The following is a 21,595-nucleotide window of genomic DNA, read 5'->3' on the forward strand; positions in this document are numbered from 1 at the left end:
AGCAGAAATGCCAGCACTTATGGGTCTACGTAAGCGTTATGCTGCTGCAAAACCACTTGCTGGCGCAAAAATCCTTGGTTGTATCCACATGACCATTCAAACTGCGGTTCTTATTGAAACTCTAGTTGAATTAGGTGCAGAAGTTCGTTGGACATCTTGTAATATCTTCTCTACTCAAGACCATGCTGCTGCGGCAATTGCGGCTTCTGGTGTTCCAGTATTTGCTTGGAAAGGCGAAACTGAAGAAGAATATGTATGGTGTTTAGAACAACAAATCAATGTGAATGGTACGCCTTGGGATGCCAACATGATTTTGGATGATGGCGGTGACTTAACTGCTCTTATTCATGAAAAATATCCAAATGTATTGGCTAAAATTCACGGTATTACTGAAGAAACCACCACAGGTGTTCAACGTCTACTTGAAATGTGGAAAGACGGTTCTCTTAAAGTTCCTGCGATCAACGTCAACGATTCAGTAACAAAATCTAAAAACGACAACAAATACGGTTGCCGCCACTCACTAAACGATGCGATTAAGCGTGGTACAGATATGCTTTTATCTGGCCGTCGTGCACTTGTCATCGGTTACGGTGACGTAGGTAAAGGTTCTGCTCAATCTCTTCGTCAAGAAGGCATGATTGTACGTGTAACTGAAGTTGACCCAATCTGTGCAATGCAAGCATGCATGGATGGCTTTGAGGTTGTTGCTCCGTACAAAAACGGCGTTCAAACTGGTAAAAAAGAAGACATCAATCTTGACCTTCTTCAAAACACTGACTTGATCGTAACGACAACAGGTAACTACCACGTATGTGACGCGGCAATGTTAGATACATTAAAAGCAGGCGCAGTAGTGTGTAACATCGGTCACTTTGATACTGAAATCGACACCAACTACTTACGTGGTTACAAATGGGTTGAAGTGAAGCCACAAGTACACCAAGTATATCGTTCTGAAAATGACAGTGATTACCTAATCCTGCTTTCTGAAGGTCGTCTTGTGAACTTGGGTAATGCAACAGGTCACCCATCACGTGTCATGGATGGTTCTTTTGCCAACCAAGTCTTAGGTCAAATGCACTTATTCGCGGAAAAATTTGCGGATCTTGCAGAAGATCAAAAACAAGCAGCAATCCGTGTAGAACTCCTTCCTAAGAAATTAGATGAAGAAGTTGCTGCGGCAATGGTTGCAGGTTTTGGCGGTGTGTTAACAACTTTGACTCAAGTACAAGCAGATTACTTAGGTGTTCAAGTTGAAGGCCCATTCAAATCAGACGCTTATAAATACTAAGTTTTATATTTCCCCTCATCCTAGCCTTCTCCCAATGAGAGAAGGGACTTTTCATTATTAATTCAATTTATAGTGAAAGTCCCCTTCTCCTGTAAAGCGAGTTTTAAGCACTGCTTTAAAGCTACGCGCAAGAGTGGGCTAGGAAGAGGTCTAAATAAAAAGCATTTATAAAAAGGATTTGAACATGTCGAAACACATTCCTATTTCTTTTGAGTTTTTCCCGACCAAAACGGATGCGGGCGCAGAGAAGCTCAAAGTCGTACATCAAGAACTACAACTCTTAAATCCAGAGTTTTTCTCAATTACTTATGGTGCAGGCGGTTCAACTCGTGAACGTACCTTAGCAGCCATTGCTGAATTTAATGGTAAAGGCACACCTGTTGCCCCTCACCTGTCTTGTATTGGTGATGACAAAGCACGTATTGCTGAGTTACTCGACATTTATAAAGATCAAGGTATTGACCGTATTGTCGCGTTGCGCGGTGACTTGCCTTCAGGTCAAGTTGGCCTAGGCGAATTGCCTTATGCTACGGATTTGGTACGTTTTATCCGTGAACATTCGGGCGATCATTTCAAAATTGAGGTTGCTGCGTATCCTGAAATGCACCCTCAAGCAGATAGCTTTGACCAAGACATTCAACGCTTTTGCGACAAAGCCAATGCTGGTGCGAATGCCGCACTGACTCAGTTCTTCTTTAATCCAGATGCCTACTTCTACTTTGTAGATCGCATTCAAAAAGAAGGGGTGAATATTCCTGTAGCACCAGGCATTATGCCAATTATCAATGCCAGCAACTTAATTCGCTTTGCAGATGGTACAGGCGCTGAGATTCCACGTTGGATTCGCAAGCAACTGGCAACCTATGGTGACGATACCGCAAGCATTAAAGCATTTGGTCATGAAGTGGTTGTAAAACTGTGTGAACGCTTAATTGCAGGTGGTGCACCAAGTTTGCATTTCTACACCATGAACACCACTGATCCTACCCGTCAACTTGTACTAGACCTTGGTTTAGCATAAGGATTTAAACCAGATTCACCCTATTTGAGAGTAAAACCGAATGCCTCGTTTTTTTATGGAAGCAGAACTCAATGTTGATCACACTGTCGAACTGACTGAAACGGTGTTTCATCATTGGGTCAAAGTTTTACGCGCTCAAGTCGGTGAAACGGCTACCTTGTTTAATGGACAAGGTGGCGAGTATGAAGTGACCTTAAGTGACGTTGCCAAAAAGTCAGCCTCAGTTCAGGTCACTGCTTTCAACCCAACCAATCGCACACCTGCGTTCAAAACTTTACTCGGTCAGGTCATGAGTAAAGGTGACCGTATGGACTATGTCATTCAAAAAGCGGTTGAATTGGGCGTTTCGGAGATTCAACTCTTAACATCTGAACGTTGCGAAATGCGTTTGAAATATGATCGTGACCAAAAGAAGATTGATCATTGGCAAGGTATTGCCATAGCGGCTTGTGAACAATGTGGCATGAACCTTGTTCCCACTATTCATGCTCCGGTCGGCTTAGAAAAATGGCTCGCGACAGAGTTACCAACAACTCGACTTGTGCTTGCACCAAACAAAGAAGAACTCGACGTTTTGGCAGAAGCTAACCCGAACATTGCGTTACTGATTGGCCCTGAAGGTGGTTTAAGTGAGGCTGAAATTACGACAGCCAATGACCACGGATTTATAAACTGGTGTATAGGCGAACGGGTGTTACGTACAGAGACTGCGCCAGTTGTCGCTTTAGCGATTCTAAATTACAAATTTAGTGATTTAAATCACATAAACGGTTGAGTCATCCTTTAGTTCTGTTAATATATTGCTTATTATGTACAACAATATTACCCTTGACTTATATCAAAACATAACTTGAGTTTATTTTTGTACTGTGTTTTTTTAACTTGAAAAACTCACAACTGAACATTTTTAGGTCATAAAAAAAATAAGGTTTCGCGATTCATGCCAGATATTTCTACAGAAAATCTTGATCGGCACTTGCAGACTGCGCAGATATCGCACTCCATTAGCCATATTCGTTTTCTTATTAGTAGCTTACTGATTCTTAATTTTTATATTTTCTGTACATATCACTATAATTTTTCTCAAGATTCTTTTTATTTTAACCTTTGGTTTTTCATTTCTGAGTTTATTTTGAGTATTTTATGGGTGATTAGCACAGTCTATTTCAAGCCAAGTAACTATTCAACTCATCCTGCACATCGTTGGATTCAAGGTGTTTGCTTAACCGTCGGCTGTCTAGTTGCGACTGGTGTTGTATGTATTTATTATTATCTACCCCAACAATCAGGTGATTTTAGTTTTGTTGACGCATTGGTTTTATCTGCACTTTTGGTCATTGTTACACAAACAGTCTGCTTAACCTATTTAACCCAGCGAATTAATTATTTCTGTCTAGTCTTTATTCCATCAATTACGCCCTATATCTTCTCTCAATTCATTTACTTTGATAACAATCACAATATTTTTCACCTTACCGTCAATTTTATTTTGATTGTGATATTACTCTGTGCCAATGCAACAAATCGTATCAATCAGCATTCCTCGCGCCTCTCTATTAAAAACCGCGAACTGAAAAAAGAAGCTGAAATGCAAGTGGCATGGACCGATGATCTTTGTAAACAATTACAAACAGAAGTGAATAAATCCAAGGAAATAGAGCAACAACTGCAACTGAATAATCAGTTACTGGAACAAAAAGTACGTGAGCGTACTTTTGACATTAATGAAATCAATAAAGATTTAAAAAACAAACAAGAAAACCTTTCTCTTGCACATAAAATTGCAGGTATTCGCCCTTGGGATTGGAATATTAAAGATCGTTTGATTTCACTAACCAATCACAAACAAGAAAAAGTCGTTAAAAACTCCACAGAACATCAAAACCAACTACAGTTTTTGATTCATCCAGATGACATTACATTATTTAAGTCGTCTATGAAAAGTCATTTACGGGGTCATTCAGATCGCTATGAAGCCACTTACCGTGTGCAACATAACAATGGGAAATGGTATTGGGTACATGACACTGGTCGTGTCATTTCCCGAGATCCTATGACACAAAAGCCTTTACAAATGGTGGGTATTCGACGTGATATTCAACATGAAAAAAGTAATCAGGAACGTTTACGACTCGCAGCAAGCGTACTTGAACAAGCAGAACAAGGTATTTTCATTCTTGATGAAGACCTGCGTTATATCGACGTAAACCCATTCTTTGAGCGTCTCACTGGGTTTAATGCCGCGCACATAAATGGTAAACATCTATTTGATATTGTGGCCAACTATAAGTCACATCAACGCACCACTCACAACCAAATCATTGCTCAGCTTTTGAAAAAAGGTGAATACGATGGTGAACTAGACGAAAAGTTTCTTTCAGGCAAAGAACTGTGTATTTGGATGCATCTAAATGCCATCACTGATGATCAAGATCGTGTGACCCATTATATTGGGATTGTGTCTGATTTAACTGAGCGTAAACTGCAAGAACAACGCCTTTCTTATTTAGAAAACTACGACACATTAACGGACTTACCTAACCGTTTTTATTATAACTATCAACTGCATCAGTATCTCGTCTCTCAAAAAGACAGTATTAAACAACTGGCAATTATTCGTCTCAATATTGACCGTTTCCGCCCATTGAATGAGTTTTTAAGCAACAATGGTGGAGATGAATTACTCCGTCAAGTTGCACAACGCCTTCGTTTAACCAATGCAGAAGCTCTAGTTGTTGCTCACTTAAACGGCGATGATTTTGCTATTGTCTATGAAATTTCACATATTCGGCCATCTATTCAACAGCATATTGAGCGAATTCATAAAGCGTTTAGCTTACCTTTTGACATCTTTGGTCAGGAACATATCATTACGCTTTCAATGGGAATTTCTCAATACCCTGAACACGGTCGCCAACTTGACTACTTAAATAACTGTGCAGAACAAGCATTGACCGAGGCAAAACGCCTTGGTGGCAATACAACCAAGTTTTATACTTTGAGTAATACAGTTGCTTTAGAAGAAGGGATTTATTTAGAACGTGATTTAAGGCTGGCAATACAAAACAATGAGTTGGTGGTCTATTATCAACCAAAAATCAATTTTCACGATCAAAAAATTTATGGTTTTGAAGCGCTAGTACGTTGGAATCATCCATCCAAAGGTATAGTTCCCCCTGGACTGTTCATTCCTATGGCGGAAAAAACCAGTCTGATTTCGGATATTGGGCGCATTGTCATCCTACAAACCGCAAAACAGATTCAAGAATGGAATAAACTTGGTTTCGAGGACATTTGTGTCTCTGTCAATGTGGTTGCACAACAGTTACAACGTGGTCAACTTCTCAAAGATTTGGATGAAGCGCTTCACCTTTATGGAATCAAAGGCAGTAGCCTAGAGTTAGAAATAACCGAGTCCACCTTAGTAGAAAACTCTGTGGAAGTTAAAAATTTACTTGAGACCATCAAATCACGTGGCATCCACATTTCTTTGGATGATTTCGGTACTGGCTATTCATCCCTGTCCTATCTGACCGACTTCCCAATCGACACTTTAAAAATTGATCGCACATTTATTTCAAAAATTGGGCACAGCAAACAAGAAGCGATTGTCAGTGCCATGATTGCAATGGGGAAAGCCATGGGCATGACTGTCGTCGCTGAAGGTATCGAAACTGAGCAGCAACTAAACTACTTACAAAACCTTGAATGCGATATCGCTCAAGGTTACTTATTTTCCAAACCACTTGCCCAGCGTGACGCAACTCAGTATCTCAAAGATAACCTCGAACTGCCCGCTTATACATACTTAATATAAATCAGGTGGTTTTAGCTCTAAGTTTGGCTTAAAAACCATCAGCTATCACTGGGATATGCCAGCAACTAATGGTATATTCGGTCTTGTCTACTAAAAAACCACCAGCTCCGCTGGCTAACCCACGCTACAAAGAGATTCAGATGGACGATCAATCATTAAAACAGCAAGCTTTGTATTATCACGAATTTCCAACTCCAGGGAAAATCAGCGTTACACCAAGCAAGCAGCTGGTCAACCAACGTGACTTAGCTTTAGCTTATTCACCAGGTGTTGCTGCACCATGTTTAGAGATTGAACGCGACCCGTCTACTGCTGCGCTTTACACAGCGCGTGGTAACTTAGTTGCTGTGGTCAGTAACGGTACAGCCGTACTTGGCCTAGGCAACATTGGTCCTTTAGCGTCTAAACCTGTTATGGAAGGTAAAGGCGTACTGTTTAAGAAATTTGCTGGTGTTGACGTTTTTGACATCGAAATTGCAGAAAATGATCCTGACAAAATCGTGGACATTGTTGCTGCATTAGAACCGACTTTTGGTGGTATTAACCTTGAAGATATCAAGGCGCCAGAGTGTTTCTATATCGAGCAAAAACTACGTGAACGCATGAACATTCCTGTGTTCCACGACGACCAACATGGTACTTCTATTATTGTTGGTTCTGCTTTGCTGAACGCTTTACAGTTAAATGGCAAAAAAATTGATGAAATCAAGATCGTTGCTTCAGGCGCAGGCGCTGCTGCATTGTCTTGTTTAGATCTTCTTTGTGCAATTGGTGCGAAGAAAGAAAATATTATTGTAGCTGACTCTCGCGGTCTGCTTACCACTAAGCGTGAAGGCTTAGACGAGTCTAAAAAGCGTTATGTACAAGACATCGACGGCACTCAACTGGCTGACGTGATTGCAGACGCAGACATGTTCCTTGGGTTATCTGCTGCAGGTATCTTAACCAAAGAAATGGTTAAGCTCATGGCAAAAGATCCAATTATCTTTGCACTTGCAAACCCAGATCCAGAAATTCTACCTGAACATGCTCACGAAGTTCGTGATGATGTCATCATGGCAACAGGTCGTTCAGACTATCCAAATCAAGTAAATAACGCACTTTGCTTCCCTTACATTTTCCGTGGTGCCCTTGATGTAGGTGCAACGACGATTAATGAAGAGATGAAAATCGCGTGTGTATATGCGATTGCGCGTATGGCACACATTGAAGCAGATGCGGCATCTTATGGTGAAAAATCAGCATCATTTGGTCGTGACTACCTTATTCCACGTCCACTCGATCAACGTCTGATTTTGGAAATTGCGCCAGCTGTTGCACAAGCAGCAATGGACTCTGGCGTGGCTGATCGCCCAATTCAAGACTTCTCTGCTTACCGTCAACGTCTGTCTGAGTTTGTTTACAACTCTGCGTTCATGATGAAGCCTATTTTTGCTCAGGCAAAATCTGACCCAAAACGTATTGCTTATGCAGAAGGTGAAGACCTACGTGTACTTCGTGCAGTACAAATTGCTGTTGATGAAGATCTTGCAAAACCAATTTTAGTCGGTCGTACGGCAGTTATTGAAGCGAACATCAAAAAGTTAGGCTTACGTCTTGAACATGGTGTGAATATCACGATTGTGGATCAAGAAAAAAATCCTGACTACGAACTGTTTGCAGATGACTACTACACACTCATGCAGCGTAAAGGTGTAACACCTGAATATGCGCAACGTGAAGCACGTCGTCGTTCAACCTTGATCGCGTCGATGTTGGTGAAACATGGTAAAGCAGACGGTATGTTATGTGGTACATATTCAAGCTACGACATTCACTTAGATTTCGTTAAAAACATCATTGGTAAAAAAGAAGGTCATAACTCTTTCTTTACACTAAATGCTTTAATGCTTGAAGACCGTAACCTGTTCATTGCTGACACTTACATCAATCGTAATCCAACGGCTGAACAGCTGGCTGAAATGACTATTTTAGCTGCTGAAGAAGTGCGCCGTTTTGGCATGACACCACGTGTTGCGCTACTTTCTCACTCAAGCTTCGGTTCAGATCAAACGGATGCAAGCGCACAAAAAATGCGTAAAGTGTTTGAGATTTTAACGCAAATTGCGCCAGAACTTGAAGTTGAAGGTGAAATGCATGCAGACGCAGCATTGGATGAAAACATCCGTAGCTTTGCATACTCAAACTCACGCTTCAAAGGTTCTGCGAACCTACTGATCATGCCGAACTTGGATGCAGCCAACATTTCATTTAACCTGTTAAAAGCAACTTCAGGCAATAATGTTACTATTGGTCCTATCCTATTAGGTGCAGCTAAACCAGTTCATATTTTGACACCGACAGCAACAACACGTCGTTTGGTCAACATGACAGCGCTGACTGTAGCCGAAGTTCAAGAAGCTGAGAAAAACGCTATCTAATCACTTGTTGAGATAGTCTCGTCTTGTGACTTGAGAAAACCTCTATTCTGTAGCATGATGGCTGCAAGAATAGAGGTTTTTTCATGCAAGTTTATTTAGTAGGCGGTGCGGTCCGAGATCAGCTTCTGGGTCATCCCTATCACGAAAAAGATTATGTAGTTGTCGGTGCAACGCCTGAACAACTGCTTGCCCAAGGTTTCCAACCTGTAGGTAAAGATTTTCCTGTTTTTTTACATCCTGAAACCAAAGATGAATATGCGCTTGCCCGTACTGAACGTAAGTCAGGACAGGGATATCATGGCTTTGAGTTTTATACCGATAGTTCCGTCACCCTAGAACAAGATTTAATTCGACGCGACCTTACCATTAATGCCATCGCTATGGATGATGACGGCACACTATATGACCCCTATGGCGGTCAGCGAGACCTAGAACGACGTATTTTACGGCATGTTTCCGATGCTTTTGTAGAAGACCCACTGCGCGTCCTACGCATTGCTCGATTTGCGGCACGTTATAAAACCCTAGGATTTATAGTGGCAGAGGAAACGTTGGCACTGATGCAACAACTCGCAAACTCGGGCGAACTTGAGGCGCTAACACCTGAACGCGTTTGGAAAGAAACCTCCCGCGCCCTAATGGAAGATCATGCTGATGAATACTTTGAAGTGCTACGTCGCTGTGGTGCTTTAAAAGTACTTTTTCCAGAAATCGAGGCACTTTACGGTATTCCGCAGCGCCCTGAATATCACCCTGAAATTGACTGTGGCATCCACACCATGATGTCATTACAACAGGCGTGCCGCGCCAACTATGCACTAGATGTTCGTTTTGCTGTTCTCGTACATGACTTAGGTAAAGCCTTAACACCTGTGGATGAATTACCACGTCATATCATGCATGAAGAACGTGGGGTTAAACCTGTGACTGAAGTGTGCGAGCGTCTAAAAGTCCCAACACAGATGAAACAACTTGCAATTACGGTCTGCAAAGAACATTTGAAATGTCATCAAGCCCTCACCTTAAAACCAGGGACTTTATGGCGCTTACTGCAACGCTTAGATGTATTGCGTCGTCCTGAACGGGTTGAAGCCTTTGTGCAGGCCTGTGAATGCGACTCACGTGGTCGTTTAGGACTTGAAGATCGTGAATACCCGCAGTCTCAATATGTTTTAAAAGCGATGGAGGTTGTGCGAAATATTAAAGCTCAAGATCTGCCTGCAGATATCGAAGGCCCTGATATTGGTGAAATGCTGATTGAACGTCGCATACATGCCATTGGCGTGCTGAAAACTCAATACAGTTGAATCTTCATAAACAAAAAAATAAAGCGCCCTATTTGGCGCTTTATTTTCAATTCACTTAAGAGATAACCGCAGGAAATGTAATCACCTTCTCTAACCGCATCTGTTCAGTTGCAACCATTAACAAACGATCCACACCTAAAGCAATACCTGCACATGCGGTCATTTGAGGCAAAGCAGCCAATAAAAATTCATCAATCGGCATCACATGTAAACCTAACTTTTCCCGTTCTGCGTTATCAGCTGCAAAGCGTGAACGTAACACGTCAGCATCAATCAACTCATCATAAGCATTGGCGAGCTCTAAACCCTCGATGTACAACTCAAAACGTGCTGCAACTAGCTCACCGTCTTCATCTGTTTTGGTTTTGGCAAGTGAAGCAAGTTCTGGCGGAAAGTCAGTTAAAAATACTGGGGTATCAAAACCTAAGCTTGGCTCTACAAAATGCGAAAAGAGTAAATCAATATAACCCAATCGGTCATCACCCAAGTCCAAATTTAAACCCACGCGATTGCAGCAGTCTTTTAGCTCTTTCAAACTAGCTAGCAGTGGGTTCAAATCCAAACGATCCATAAATGCATGTTTATAGCTTAAAATGGTTGGACGAACTTCACCAAAACGCTGCTTTAATGTGACATTCAATAAATCGGTCACTTCAAACATCAAATCCTTCAAACTAAAATTCGGTCTGTACCATTCCAACATGGTAAATTCACTATTGTGTTTTCGTCCATGTTCATCATCACGGAAAACCTTACAGACTTGATAAATCGGCCCACTGCCACTGGCGAGTAAGCGCTTCATCGCAAACTCAGGGGAGGTTTGTAAATAATGCGTTTGCTGCGAGCCCTGTACATGACGCTGCGCTTGAACCGAAGCCAAATGCACATCGGTCACACCAGCCTGAGATAATATAGGGGTTTCAACCTCAAGCACTTCACGTTCAGCAAAAAACTGACGAATTTGGCTGTACATTTGCGCGCGAGCACGCATGGCTTTTAAATCACAGGTTGGCTGATAGTGGATCACGTCCTGACTCATGCCTTTGGCCCCCCATGTGCAGCCCATTCACGGCGTAATGGATAAGTCTTTCTTAAATGGTCAAAGGCTTTCTGGTCAATCATTCCCTCTTTTAAACAAGCACGTAAAGCGTGGTCATCTCGTAAAATTGGATAGATTTCATTTAAATGCTGTTGAAGTGTAGATTTCAAATCTTGCCTTTCAAAATACTGAGCACACACAGGCAACTGCGACTCGAAACTTTTATGTGCTTCAAACTGAAAGGTTTTACAAAAGGCGTCATAGATCATTTGTGTACCACGCGCTTTACCTTCTAAGCTATAACCTGCGATATGTGGCGTCACTAGACTCACAGCGTTCAATACTTGTTCAGAAATCACAGGCTCATGCTCAAAGACATCCAATACCACTTTACGCTGTGTTTTTTCGATGTCTGCCAATAAAGCTTGCTCTTCAACAACAGACCCACGCGCAGAGTTGATTAGGATCGCAGTAGGCTTCATTGCAGCTAAAGCATCCGTATTAATTAAATGATGTGTCGGGTGCTGCCCTGCTTTCGTGAGTGGAACATGCAATGAAATGGCATCGGCAGTGTTTAATAGCGTGTTTAAATCGACCTGCTGAATCACATCTTGCTGTACAAAAGGATCATAGCCGATCACATTCCAACCCAATAGTTTGGCCATATAGGCTAAGCGAGAACCGACATTTCCTAGGCCAATAATCCCCAAAGTAAAACGTTCATTAGCATCTATAAAAGCTGGGTTCAAATGCAGTAAAGCGGTAATCACATATTCAGCCACCGCCTGTGCATTACAGCCTGCAGCATTTGCCCAGTGGATATTCTGTTTTTCAAGGGCTTCAATATCTAAATGGTCTGTGCCAATCGTTGCACTACCGACATATTCAAGCGCTGTATTATCAATTAAAGCTGGATTAACTTGTGTCACAGAGCGAACCAATAATGCCTTCGCTTCTACAACATCGGCACGGGTCAAAGTACGCCCTGCTTTCTGTTCGACTTCACCAAATTCAGCAAAAAAATAATCGGTAAATGCGAGATTTTCATCTGCCACGATTTTCATAATCTATTCCAACGCTTTGTTAGCGCTATGATACCCCTTGAGTGAGTACAACACTATGTTGCCTTATCATTCATTAAGTTAAAAACCTATATATTCCACACTTATTTTTAAAAAATAAAAGACATAATAGTTTTATGGAATTGCCTTTTTCATTTATTCTCTATTAGAATAAGTGAAATAACTATTCAGCATGAATGATTAAAAAATTCACTCAGTATATTGAACGATAAAGTGCCATGCTGCATAAGCCTATGCATTGCATCTTTAAGTATTGATTGAGTATAAACGATTAAGATAAAAACAATATTTAACTAAAAACGATAAGGGGACTTAAACGCCATGCAGCGAATTCCAACTCTACATGAATCCCCACCACTTAAAACGGCCCAACTGATGGGAAAAGTTTACCGATATCATGTCATGATCAAACCTTCGGGTGCGCAGTGTAATTTAGACTGTAGTTATTGCTTCTATTTACATAAGCAAGACATGCTACATCAACCTAAAACACCCCGCATGACAGAGTCTCTTCTTGAACTGCACATTAAACAATACATCGAGTCTCAAACTGCAGATGAAGTTGTGTTTAGTTGGCAAGGGGGTGAGCCTACTCTTATGGGTTTGGAATTTTTTGAACGAGTGGTTGAGCTACAACGAAAATATCAAAAAGCCAATCAACGTATCGAAAATGACTTACAGACCAATGGCACTTTACTCGATGAAGACTGGTGTGCATTTCTCAAACGGAATAATTTTTTAGTCGGTTTATCCATTGATGGCCCTGCCGAGTTTCACGATAAACATCGTTATAACAAAGGTGGAAAACCGACCCACGCCAAAGTCATGCATGCAGTGAAACTTCTGCATCTCTACCAAATTCCTTTCAATGCACTTTGTGTGGTCAACCGTGATAATGCAAAGCGTCCAATCGACGTATATCGTTTTCTCCGCGATCAAGTCCAACCTCGTATGATGCAGTTTATACCTGGGATGGAAAGTGCACAGTTTCAGCAAACAGCTCCGGGTTATTGGAATCCAGATGACTTACCCACTTTAGGCAGTTCTGCAACACAACCTGGGACAGCCGATTCCGTCGTTACAGACTGGTCAATTGCAGCCGATGATTGGGGTTACTTTCTTTCTCGGGTATGGGGAGAATGGTTACAAAAAGACTTTGGTAAGGTCTTTGTCGATCAATTTGAAAATATCGTTTCGATGATGTTTGGCTATGGTGCTCAAAAATGTGTATCAGGACAAATTTGTGGTAAAGCGCTAGCTATAGAACATAATGGTGACTTATTTTCCTGCGACCACTTTGTCTATCCTGAATATAAACTGGGAAATATTCAGGACTTTCATCAAGGTGATCTGGTCTTTTCTGAAAAGCAAAAACAGTTTTCTTTTTCAAAGTACAAATCACTGCCTAAATATTGTACAAAATGTCCATATTTGCAGTATTGTTGGGGTGACTGCCCCAAAGATCGTTTTTTGAAAACGCCTGATGGTGAAGCAGGCTTACATTACCTCTGCTCAGGTCTAAAAAAATTTTTTCACACCGCAACTTCATCTAAACATGATATTGCGAAACGCTTGCAATCACATTAAAAAAATCCTTTTAACATAACTATAAATTTTTATTTTTAGAACAACCGTAAAAAACATCGCTAAGTTCGTTAAGGCGGACTGAGTGAAAAAGAATCTCTATTGCTTCATAACAATCCTAACAAGGAGAAATAACATGCGGAAGAGTTTAATTGCACGCTCTGTTGCCTTAATTGGTGGAGCGTTGTTGTCTGCAACCACATTTGCAAAGCAACCTAATATTTTAGTCATTTGGGGCGACGATGTTGGGATGTGGAATTTAAGCACCTACCACCGTGGCATGATGGGCGGTACCACGCCTAATATTGATCGTATTGCCAAAGAAGGCATGACCTTCATGGATCATTATGCACAGGCATCCTCTACAGCTGGTCGGGCTGCTTTCATTACAGGGCAATACCCAATGCGTACAGGTTTGAGTACGGTCGGACTTCCAGGAGCAGTACAGGGACTAAAATCTAAAGATCCAACCATTGCCGAAATGCTGAAAGCCAAAGGTTATGTCACAGGACAATTTGGTAAAAATCACTTGGGTGATCGAGATGAACACTTACCCACTGTACATGGTTTCGATGAATTTTATGGAATTCTCTATCACCTAAATGCGGGTGAGTATGGTGAGCAACAAGACTATCCGAAAGATGAAGCAACACAACAAAAATTAGGCTTAAAAATGCGTGGTGTGATCCACTCTAAAGCTTTGGGTAATGGTAAACAACAAATTAAAGATTTAGGTCCATTTGGTATAGAACGCCAACGTAATCTTGATGAAGAAGTCTTGGTACAATCTAAGCGTTTTATCTCAGATGCAGTTAAACAAGATAAGCCGTTTTTTGTTTGGCACAACATGACACGAACACACTATAAAACCCACTTAAATAAGAAATATGATGGTAAAACGGGTTATGGTGTCTATGCCGATGGTGTTGCTGAAATGGATGATGGTGTCGGTGAACTTTTAAAGCTTCTTGATGACTTAAAAGTAAGCGGAGATACCATTGTGATGTTCTCAACCGATAATGGCGCAGCATCAAATTCGTGGCCAGATGGTGGTAACCAACCATTCCATGGTGAAAAAGGTGTAGGAGGATGGGAAGGTGGCTTCCGTGTTCCTTTAGTCGTCAAATGGCCTGGTCACATTCCTGCCAATGTATCAACTGGCGAATTTATGACGATGGAAGACTGGATGCCAACACTAATGTCTTGGGTGGGTGATAAGACGCTGAAAGAGGATTTATTAAAAGGTAAGCGTATTGGTCGGAAAAATTATAAAGTTCATTTAGATGGTTATGATCAAAGTGATCTTTTATTAAACCAAGGCAAAACTAAACGTAAAGATTTCTATTACTTTACGGAAACTACTTTCCATGGCATGCGTTATGGAGATTGGAAATTACTATTCACCAAACAAGATGGTTGGTTCCGCTCTACTCAAGAAGCAATGACCAGTCCATATATCATTAACCTGAAAATGGATCCATTTGAACGCTTCACCGAGGCGCGTGGTTATGATGAATGGGCTGAAAACAGAAGCTGGATTTTAGGTCCAGCTGGAGAGCAGATTGGAGAGTTTGTGAAAACATTTAAAGACTTCCCACCAAGTCAAAAGAGTATGTCTGTCCAAGTCGACCAAGTTGCAAGTATGATTGAAAATCAGCCTGCTGGACGTTAATTCAACTTAAGGTAAGCTAAAGAGAAAACCTCTACGATACTTTGTTCCAAAGAACAGAAAATCTGTAGGGGTTTTCTCTTTAAAACAACTAACGACTTACTATTACACTGTCAATTTATTTAGCAGAATAAGACAGCTTCATGCCTACGATATAACCTGTATTGTCTTTAAAATCACCCACTATACGACGGTCAGATGTTTCACCTTTGGCATCACCAAACCACATATAACGACCACCGACACTAAATGCGAGTTTTTCATTAAAGTTATATTTTGCTGCCAAACCCGCGCCCCAATATCCATCCACAGGCCCTAAAGTCGGAGCTGGATCACCCGCGCCTGAATCCCATAAACCAGAAACCGCAATGGCAAGCTTCGGAGCCAAACGTTTCCCCAGCCCAATTTCAACTGCTGTTTGATCGTCAGAATAATCCACTAAAGGTAAACCTTTGCCCAAAGCAGCCACGGTCGATGCTTTTAAAATAGGTGGATAATAGGCAAAGTTACTCCACGGCACATAGCGTACTTTTGCAAACACAGCAGTGGTCATATTCAATCCTGCTTGCATGTTTAAATTGACAGACTCAGGTGTAGTAATACTGCCTTGATTATAATGTGAATAATCCATACCCAATTTATCAGCCAATGGCACATCTTCCTGAATTGTTGTCTTATGCTCAATTTCAGAACGATAAGTAAGTGAGGCTAAAATGCCCTTTTCAGGCTTGGCATAACTGAAACCAGCCACCCAACCGACAGCCATATCATCAAAGCTGTTGTTATAACCACTATTGGCAGCATAGGTTAAACCACGTAAATGTACATTAGCTTCAATCTCTTGCAGTGCAGGTCCAGCATAAATCATGACATTTTTATTCAGGTTATAGCCCAATAATGCAGTGATATTTTTCGATTGCACATCGACACGGGTTTTAGCATCTGTTTCTGGACGGTCTGTTGCAATGAAGTTATTTGTCCCATCAAACTTCACTTTCGCGCCGAATGGTTCGTCATAAATGACTGCTAAACGTAAACTCGGGGTTAAATCTGTCTTTACTGCATAATTCAGAGATTGATAATCTTCCGCCATGTCAGAAAGAGAATGCCCGCTTGAATCGTCACCTGTCACATCAGGTGAAATATGGGTGTAGCCTACTTCTGCATAAGTTCCCTGTTCAAAAAGCGCATCAATTTGTTGTGGGGAACGCTCTAAACCTGCGGTATAGGCTTGACCTGCCAATACAGACAATATTGCAGTTATGAGATACTTTTGATTCGATTTCATGTCTAATCCTTTAGTGAAAATTTAAGCCAGTGACTACGTTTCATTCCGCTGAAAAGCAGTCACTGTGAGTGATTGCATCGCTTTTTGTTCTAGTGAATAGAATCGTTGCTCAAACTGAATTAAGGCACACCCAAACCAATGTCTTTGGCTGGATATTTCTGAAAGGTGCTCATGTGATAACGCACCAGATTCAGGGCACGTGGATAACCCCATTCAAACCCATGATGGCTTGGAATTTGCTCTTTGGGGTCAAGGTATAAGTTGTATGCCCACGGTGCTGGGTTGGCGACTGACAACAAAGTACTATCAATATTTTTACGTGGCGAAGTAGTATCCATCACTTTGAAATGCACTTTAAACTCATTCCAACGCAGTGATGTGAACTGATTGCCTGAATAGAAGTATGAAGTTTCACGGTTTGACTCACCGTCATCAGCCAGTAGGAAACTGGTTTGGTCGATACCATCAAAGTAACGATCTTTCGGGATTTGATTTGTTTGCCCACCTAGTGCAACGGATGTGTTAAATATGTCAAGAATGTCAAAAATACCGTCACTAACACGTCCCTCTTTGATCATGCCTGACCAGTACGCAATACCCGGTACACGAATTCCCCCTTCCCATGTGGTACCTTTCCCCCCTTTCCATGGATGAAACCCAGAATCTGGCCAAACATCTTCATTGGCTCCGTTGTCTGAGGTAAAGAACACGACTGTGTTTTCAAGCTGACCTGTATCTTTCAGCGTCTTCATAAGACGACCAACGATATCATCGACCTCAATCACCCCATCCTTATAGGGATATTTTGCAGGGCTCTTGCCTGCATAACCCGGAGCGGGATAATTATCATTATGTAATCGTGAAAATGAATGTATCAGGTAAAACGGCTCATTCTTTTTACCTGCACGACGGATAAAACTGTCGGAGTAATCTGCAAATTTTTGATCCATTTTGCTGATGTCATCAATGGTTTTAATCGACTGCTCAACCTTTAGCGCCCCGCCTTTGACGCCACTGGTAATTTCAGGAGGCTGAATCGTGCGCATTGCTTCTAAACGCTCAGGGTCGTGGATTAAATTTGGATATAAACGTTCATCGGTCATCTCGGTTAAGTTCGATACCACTTGCAAGAAACCGAAGTATTCGTCATAACCATTTTGCTGTGGGTAAGCTCCATCAATTTCACCCAAATGCCATTTTCCCACCATGCCCGTGCGGTAGCCCGCTTTGTCGAGAAGACCTGCTGCAGTAACTTCACCCTCCCACGGATTTGCTTTGAGTTTTTCACCTGTCAAAATAGGACGGACCAACCCTGTACGTATTGGCAGACGACCTGTCATCATTGCAGCGCGAGAAGGCGTACTCAGTGGTTGTGCATAGAATGAGGTAAAACGCAAACCCCCTTGTGCCAATTTATCAATATTTGGTGTCGGTGCACCCACCGTTTCACCCCCACCATTCGCACCGATATCCCCCCACCCCATATCATCAACAATGAAAATCAAAATATTAGGAGTACGCCCTGTTTTTTGTTTATATGCCTCAATTTTTTTCTGGGCTACCACGCTCTGCGCAGGATGAATAATCGCAGGTTCCATATACTCAGAACTGACTACTGCTTTCAAAAAAGGATCGTTCGCAATCGTCTTCCCTGTTTGATACGTTTTCGCAGATGCAGCATGTGCTGTTGTTATTGCTACCGACAATAAGCTAGTGCCGATAGATAAACACAGCTTAGACTTCATGATACGCATGGTATCCTCCTTGACCGTTTTTAAGATAAAAGTATCCCTTCTGACTTTTGCCAGAACTTATTTCTTAGAAATTTAATCTGTATAAAATTTATTAAAGTTCAATTATTTATCTATTCTTAGTTTTAAATTCTATATAAATAAATGTTGCAGTCTATGTATCAAAACCTGCATAGCTAAAAATTATTTTTACAGTAAATAATGTGCTAAAGACCACTCACTAAAAATAGGGCATAGCAATAAAAAAAGGGGGCAATCTTGGTAACTTTAAGTCGTGGTGAAGCCAAAATTTCGTCTAGTGTTATACAAACAAGTTGATTAACCATCTTTGTTCTAATCCTTTAAAGAAAATATGTTTGCGATTTTCGAAGTTATTGAGTTCTACACATTCGATTTCACATCGTTATTTTTTAATCATCTCAATATTTTAAAGGAATCCACACTCCTCCATGACCATGGCTTTCTTTAAAATATGGCTTATGACTTCTACTCAGTCCTTGAGTAATAAATCTGCTTGAAAAGATTAACAGTCTTGAAATGAAGAACAACCATGCGAAAGAATGGTTATAGAATGGTTTGATAGAAAAATCATCCCATAGAAGAATTTTGGGCACGGCTAAAGTGAATCACAGCGCCCATATCATAATGTGGTGCGTATTTACTGCTTAGATTTCTAACATATCAAAGTCAGCTTTAGCCCCCCCACAGTCAGGACAAGTCCAGTTTTCAGGCACATCCTGCCACGCTCTAGCTGCTACAAAACCTTCTTGCGGCCAACCTGATTGTTCATCATAGATGAACCACAAACCAAACATTGATAACGTTTCATCCTACATCCTCTTGAGTCCTAACTTACTCTGATGTAATGGATGATTTAGACAGTAAAGTGGTAAATTTCTGATGAATTCTTTTTTGGCTTTTGGATCAATATTTATTTTGCTTAAGATCCTTGCATAGTGTTCGACTACTCGCTGATCCATCAGTTTAAACCACCACTTCGGAATCAAGGCAGGTAAAAGCATGGCGGCATAACCTGCGGGAAGTTGAGGTACATCTTCATAATTTTTCAGCGTTTGAAAACTACGTGTTGGATAAACATGATGATCTGAATGGCGTTGTGATATAAAAATAGGCGGGCGACTAAATTATTATCGTTCCAACTATCCTCAAGTTGAGTGCGCATATATGCTTCAGCAGCCAATTTTTGAGAACATTTAAGGCTGAGTTTGCTACACACCATAACGCTATAGTGCCCATCGTCAGCTCCAAACAAACACCGCTAAGTGAACTATCCGTTCATATCTAAAATACAATGAAAAAACCAAACATTTTAAAAACATCAAATACAGTACTGATTAAGATTTTTTAGTTAAATATTCAAATCAGTTCTTGATAAAACTGTATAATAAATCAGATCTTAAAGTTATTTTTGGGGCAAGGATGCGCGAGACAGATCACGAAATTATTCAACTCTTTAAACAACATGTTTTCCCTCTGTCTACGAAGCTGGCTGAAATGTTAAATGAACATTTCTCACATCAGACTGAACGTCGAGGTTGCGGTTATACACAAGCCACACGTGTTTTAGCTGAATACATCAACAGCCCACGCTTAAGCCAAGACTTCATCGACTTAAAATTGTTCGATCAATATGATACCAAAGCGTTGAAGGCACTACTTGAACAGTCTCAATATCTAATTTCAGACTGGCATAACTTAGACCTCAATGAAAATTTACAACAACATTTGGCTGGCCCAAATTCCACATTTCTTTCAGCACAGGTACATGACCATTTTGAAAGACAGAAAAATTTAAGACACATTGCAGCACAAGCTCAATTAGAAGAAAGTCAGATTTTATGCCAACTGATTGCAGATATTATTTTACCTCAAACCTCAACTAACACAGGTTTAGTCGAATTAAAGACTCGAACAGAAAAGCCCAAAGTCGGCTCATGCCCAATGGCTGAAAACTTCTTCCTTAAAATTGCCCATGGACGAGTACTAAGACAAGGTGAAATCAATATCTTTGTAGATGAGGAACAGCAACCCCTCTTACTAGAAAAACTGAACATGGGAGATGATCACTCTTGTATTAGTCTCAAACCTATACTAATGAATGGTGTTTGTTTGCCAGCAGGCTCATTATTTTCGGTCGATTATGATCGAGATGCCATTCAAAACAAAACTCAAAATCAACAGTTTAAAGGCTATGTCATCCCCTACACAGAAGTAAGTGGGTTTTGGTTCTTACGACTCACGACTTTGGCAGTGTCTCCTGAAAATCGGTCAAGAGCCTTTACAACCCACTATCAACAGCAAATTGACAATGGTTTATATAGTCCTGGAACCACGCGATTACAACAACTGCTTGATGTCGCCACTGCGCAAGTGAAGAACTAAACTATGTTAAATGTCTGCTACTCACCTCAATACTACGCTCGCACTCATACCAATAGTATGGAAAAATTGACGGCTGTGGCGGAAGCACTAAATGATTTGGGCATAGTGCAATTTCATACACCGAAGAAAATTTCTACAGACATACTAAAGCAACTCCATGACCCTAAGTATGTAGAAGCCTTTGATACAGGACTGCCTGAAAAGTTAGCAACACTACAAGGGTTTAAACCTTGGAATCATCAACTCCGTGATGCAGTTTATCACATCAATGCAGGTCAAATTCTGGCTGCAGAGTTGGCTTGGAAACACCAAATCTCAGCTAATATTGCTCAAGGATTTCATCATGCCGTTTATGAGTTTGGGGGCTCTTTTTGTAGCTTTAATGGACTGGCTTTAGTGGCTCAACAATTCCCAGATAAACGTATCTTTGTGATTGATTGTGATCAACATGGAGGCAATGGAACAGCAGAATTTACTCGTCGCTTGAGCAATCTTTTTAATTATAGTATCTATGGTTTGGCTTTTGGCTGTCCAACTTATGAACGAGCTGAAACCTATCATATTCATAAAACCAATGGAAATTTTAGTCAGTATATCCTAGCGATTCACCAAGCTTTTAGCCTCGCTTTGGAGTGGAAAGCTGATTTGATTATTTTTCAGGCAGGCATGGACTGCCATCAAAATGACCCTTGCGGTTCTTCATGGTTTAGTACGGAACTTATTCAAAAACGAGATGAAATCGTATTTCGTTTAGCCCAAAAGCACCAATTTCCACTAATGTTTGTTTTAGCTGGCGGTTATCAAAGCCTACCTGAACTGGTCAAACTGCATGTCAGTACCTTTCAAACAGCCTACAAAACCTACTATGCCAAGTAGGGATAGCAGTATTTAGTACACTCACCAGTGCCAACCTATAACGC

At 41.0% G+C, this 21,595-nt stretch carries 14 protein-coding genes and 2 pseudogenes; 10 read left to right on the forward strand and 6 right to left on the reverse strand.

What is annotated here, in order from left to right; translation table 11 throughout:
* The 6 genes from B4F08_RS06780 to B4F08_RS06805 all read left to right on the forward strand — a co-directional run.
* Positions 1-1,294 (forward strand): adenosylhomocysteinase (locus B4F08_RS06780; RefSeq protein ID WP_291373899.1); only part of this gene is annotated, 1,294 nt, incomplete at its 5' end.
* A 184-nt stretch (positions 1,295-1,478) separates the two neighbouring features.
* Complete coding sequence (gene metF / locus B4F08_RS06785; RefSeq protein ID WP_119063670.1) at positions 1,479-2,315, forward strand: methylenetetrahydrofolate reductase [NAD(P)H]; 837 nt, start codon at positions 1,479-1,481, stop codon at positions 2,313-2,315.
* Between the two features lie 40 nt (positions 2,316-2,355).
* On the forward strand, positions 2,356-3,090 hold the full coding sequence (locus B4F08_RS06790) for a 16S rRNA (uracil(1498)-N(3))-methyltransferase (protein WP_291373900.1): 735 nt from the start codon (positions 2,356-2,358) through the stop codon (positions 3,088-3,090).
* Between the two features lie 165 nt (positions 3,091-3,255).
* Positions 3,256-6,132 carry a bifunctional diguanylate cyclase/phosphodiesterase gene (locus tag B4F08_RS06795; RefSeq protein WP_086208324.1) on the forward strand — a complete coding sequence of 959 codons (2,877 nt, stop codon included), beginning with the start codon at positions 3,256-3,258 and terminating at the stop codon, positions 6,130-6,132.
* Between the two features lie 140 nt (positions 6,133-6,272).
* Entirely contained in the window at positions 6,273-8,552 is a 2,280-nt protein-coding gene (locus B4F08_RS06800; protein WP_291373901.1) for an NADP-dependent malic enzyme, read from the forward strand.
* A gap of 83 nt (positions 8,553-8,635) precedes the next feature.
* Positions 8,636-9,859, forward strand: a complete 1,224-nt coding sequence (locus B4F08_RS06805; protein ID WP_086208325.1) for a multifunctional CCA addition/repair protein — start codon at positions 8,636-8,638, stop codon at positions 9,857-9,859.
* A 55-nt stretch (positions 9,860-9,914) separates the two neighbouring features.
* Here the strand turns inward: B4F08_RS06805 and epmA are convergent, their stop codons facing one another.
* Positions 9,915-10,898: an EF-P lysine aminoacylase EpmA gene (gene epmA / locus B4F08_RS06810; protein ID WP_291373902.1), complete on the reverse strand. Its 984-nt coding sequence runs from the start codon at positions 10,896-10,898 to the stop codon at positions 9,915-9,917.
* Positions 10,895-11,962 carry a 4-phosphoerythronate dehydrogenase gene (locus B4F08_RS06815; protein ID WP_291373903.1) on the reverse strand — a complete coding sequence of 356 codons (1,068 nt, stop codon included), beginning with the start codon at positions 11,960-11,962 and terminating at the stop codon, positions 10,895-10,897. The genes epmA and B4F08_RS06815 overlap by 4 nt, the downstream gene beginning before the upstream one ends.
* A 339-nt stretch (positions 11,963-12,301) precedes the next feature.
* Here B4F08_RS06815 and B4F08_RS06820 point away from each other — a divergent pair, with 339 nt between their 5' ends.
* Together B4F08_RS06820 and B4F08_RS06825 are read left to right on the forward strand one after the other, a co-directional pair.
* Complete coding sequence (locus B4F08_RS06820; RefSeq protein ID WP_291373904.1) at positions 12,302-13,567, forward strand: anaerobic sulfatase maturase; 1,266 nt, start codon at positions 12,302-12,304, stop codon at positions 13,565-13,567.
* A 133-nt stretch (positions 13,568-13,700) separates the two neighbouring features.
* Positions 13,701-15,236: an arylsulfatase gene (locus B4F08_RS06825; RefSeq protein WP_291373905.1), complete on the forward strand. Its 1,536-nt coding sequence runs from the start codon at positions 13,701-13,703 to the stop codon at positions 15,234-15,236.
* A gap of 115 nt (positions 15,237-15,351) precedes the next feature.
* Here B4F08_RS06825 and B4F08_RS06830 read toward each other — a convergent pair whose 3' ends face one another.
* The 4 genes and pseudogenes from B4F08_RS06830 to B4F08_RS06845 form a co-directional block, all read right to left on the reverse strand.
* Positions 15,352-16,521, reverse strand: a complete 1,170-nt coding sequence (locus B4F08_RS06830) for an OmpP1/FadL family transporter (protein WP_291373906.1) — start codon at positions 16,519-16,521, stop codon at positions 15,352-15,354.
* Positions 16,522-16,640: 119 nt separating this feature from the next.
* Positions 16,641-18,275, reverse strand: coding sequence for an arylsulfatase (locus B4F08_RS06835; protein ID WP_291373907.1), 1,635 nt, complete (start codon positions 18,273-18,275; stop codon positions 16,641-16,643).
* 662 nt (positions 18,276-18,937) lie between these two features.
* Positions 18,938-19,101 (reverse strand): annotated as a pseudogene (locus B4F08_RS06840) (rubredoxin).
* Position 19,102: 1 nt separating this feature from the next.
* Positions 19,103-19,458, reverse strand: a pseudogene (locus tag B4F08_RS06845) (hypothetical protein); the annotation flags it as partial.
* 254 nt (positions 19,459-19,712) lie between these two features.
* Here B4F08_RS06845 and B4F08_RS06850 point away from each other — a divergent pair.
* Both B4F08_RS06850 and B4F08_RS06855 read left to right on the forward strand, forming a co-directional pair.
* Complete coding sequence (locus B4F08_RS06850; RefSeq protein ID WP_291373908.1) at positions 19,713-20,675, forward strand: hypothetical protein; 963 nt, start codon at positions 19,713-19,715, stop codon at positions 20,673-20,675.
* Positions 20,676-20,678: 3 nt separating this feature from the next.
* Positions 20,679-21,551 (forward strand): histone deacetylase, encoded by an 873-nt coding sequence (locus B4F08_RS06855; protein ID WP_291373909.1) that lies wholly within the window; start codon positions 20,679-20,681, stop codon positions 21,549-21,551.
* Positions 21,552-21,595 lie beyond the last annotated feature (44 nt).

The sequence above is a fragment of the Acinetobacter sp. UBA6720 genome, from assembly GCF_002454215.1.
Taxonomy (GTDB): Bacteria; Pseudomonadota; Gammaproteobacteria; order Pseudomonadales; family Moraxellaceae; genus Acinetobacter.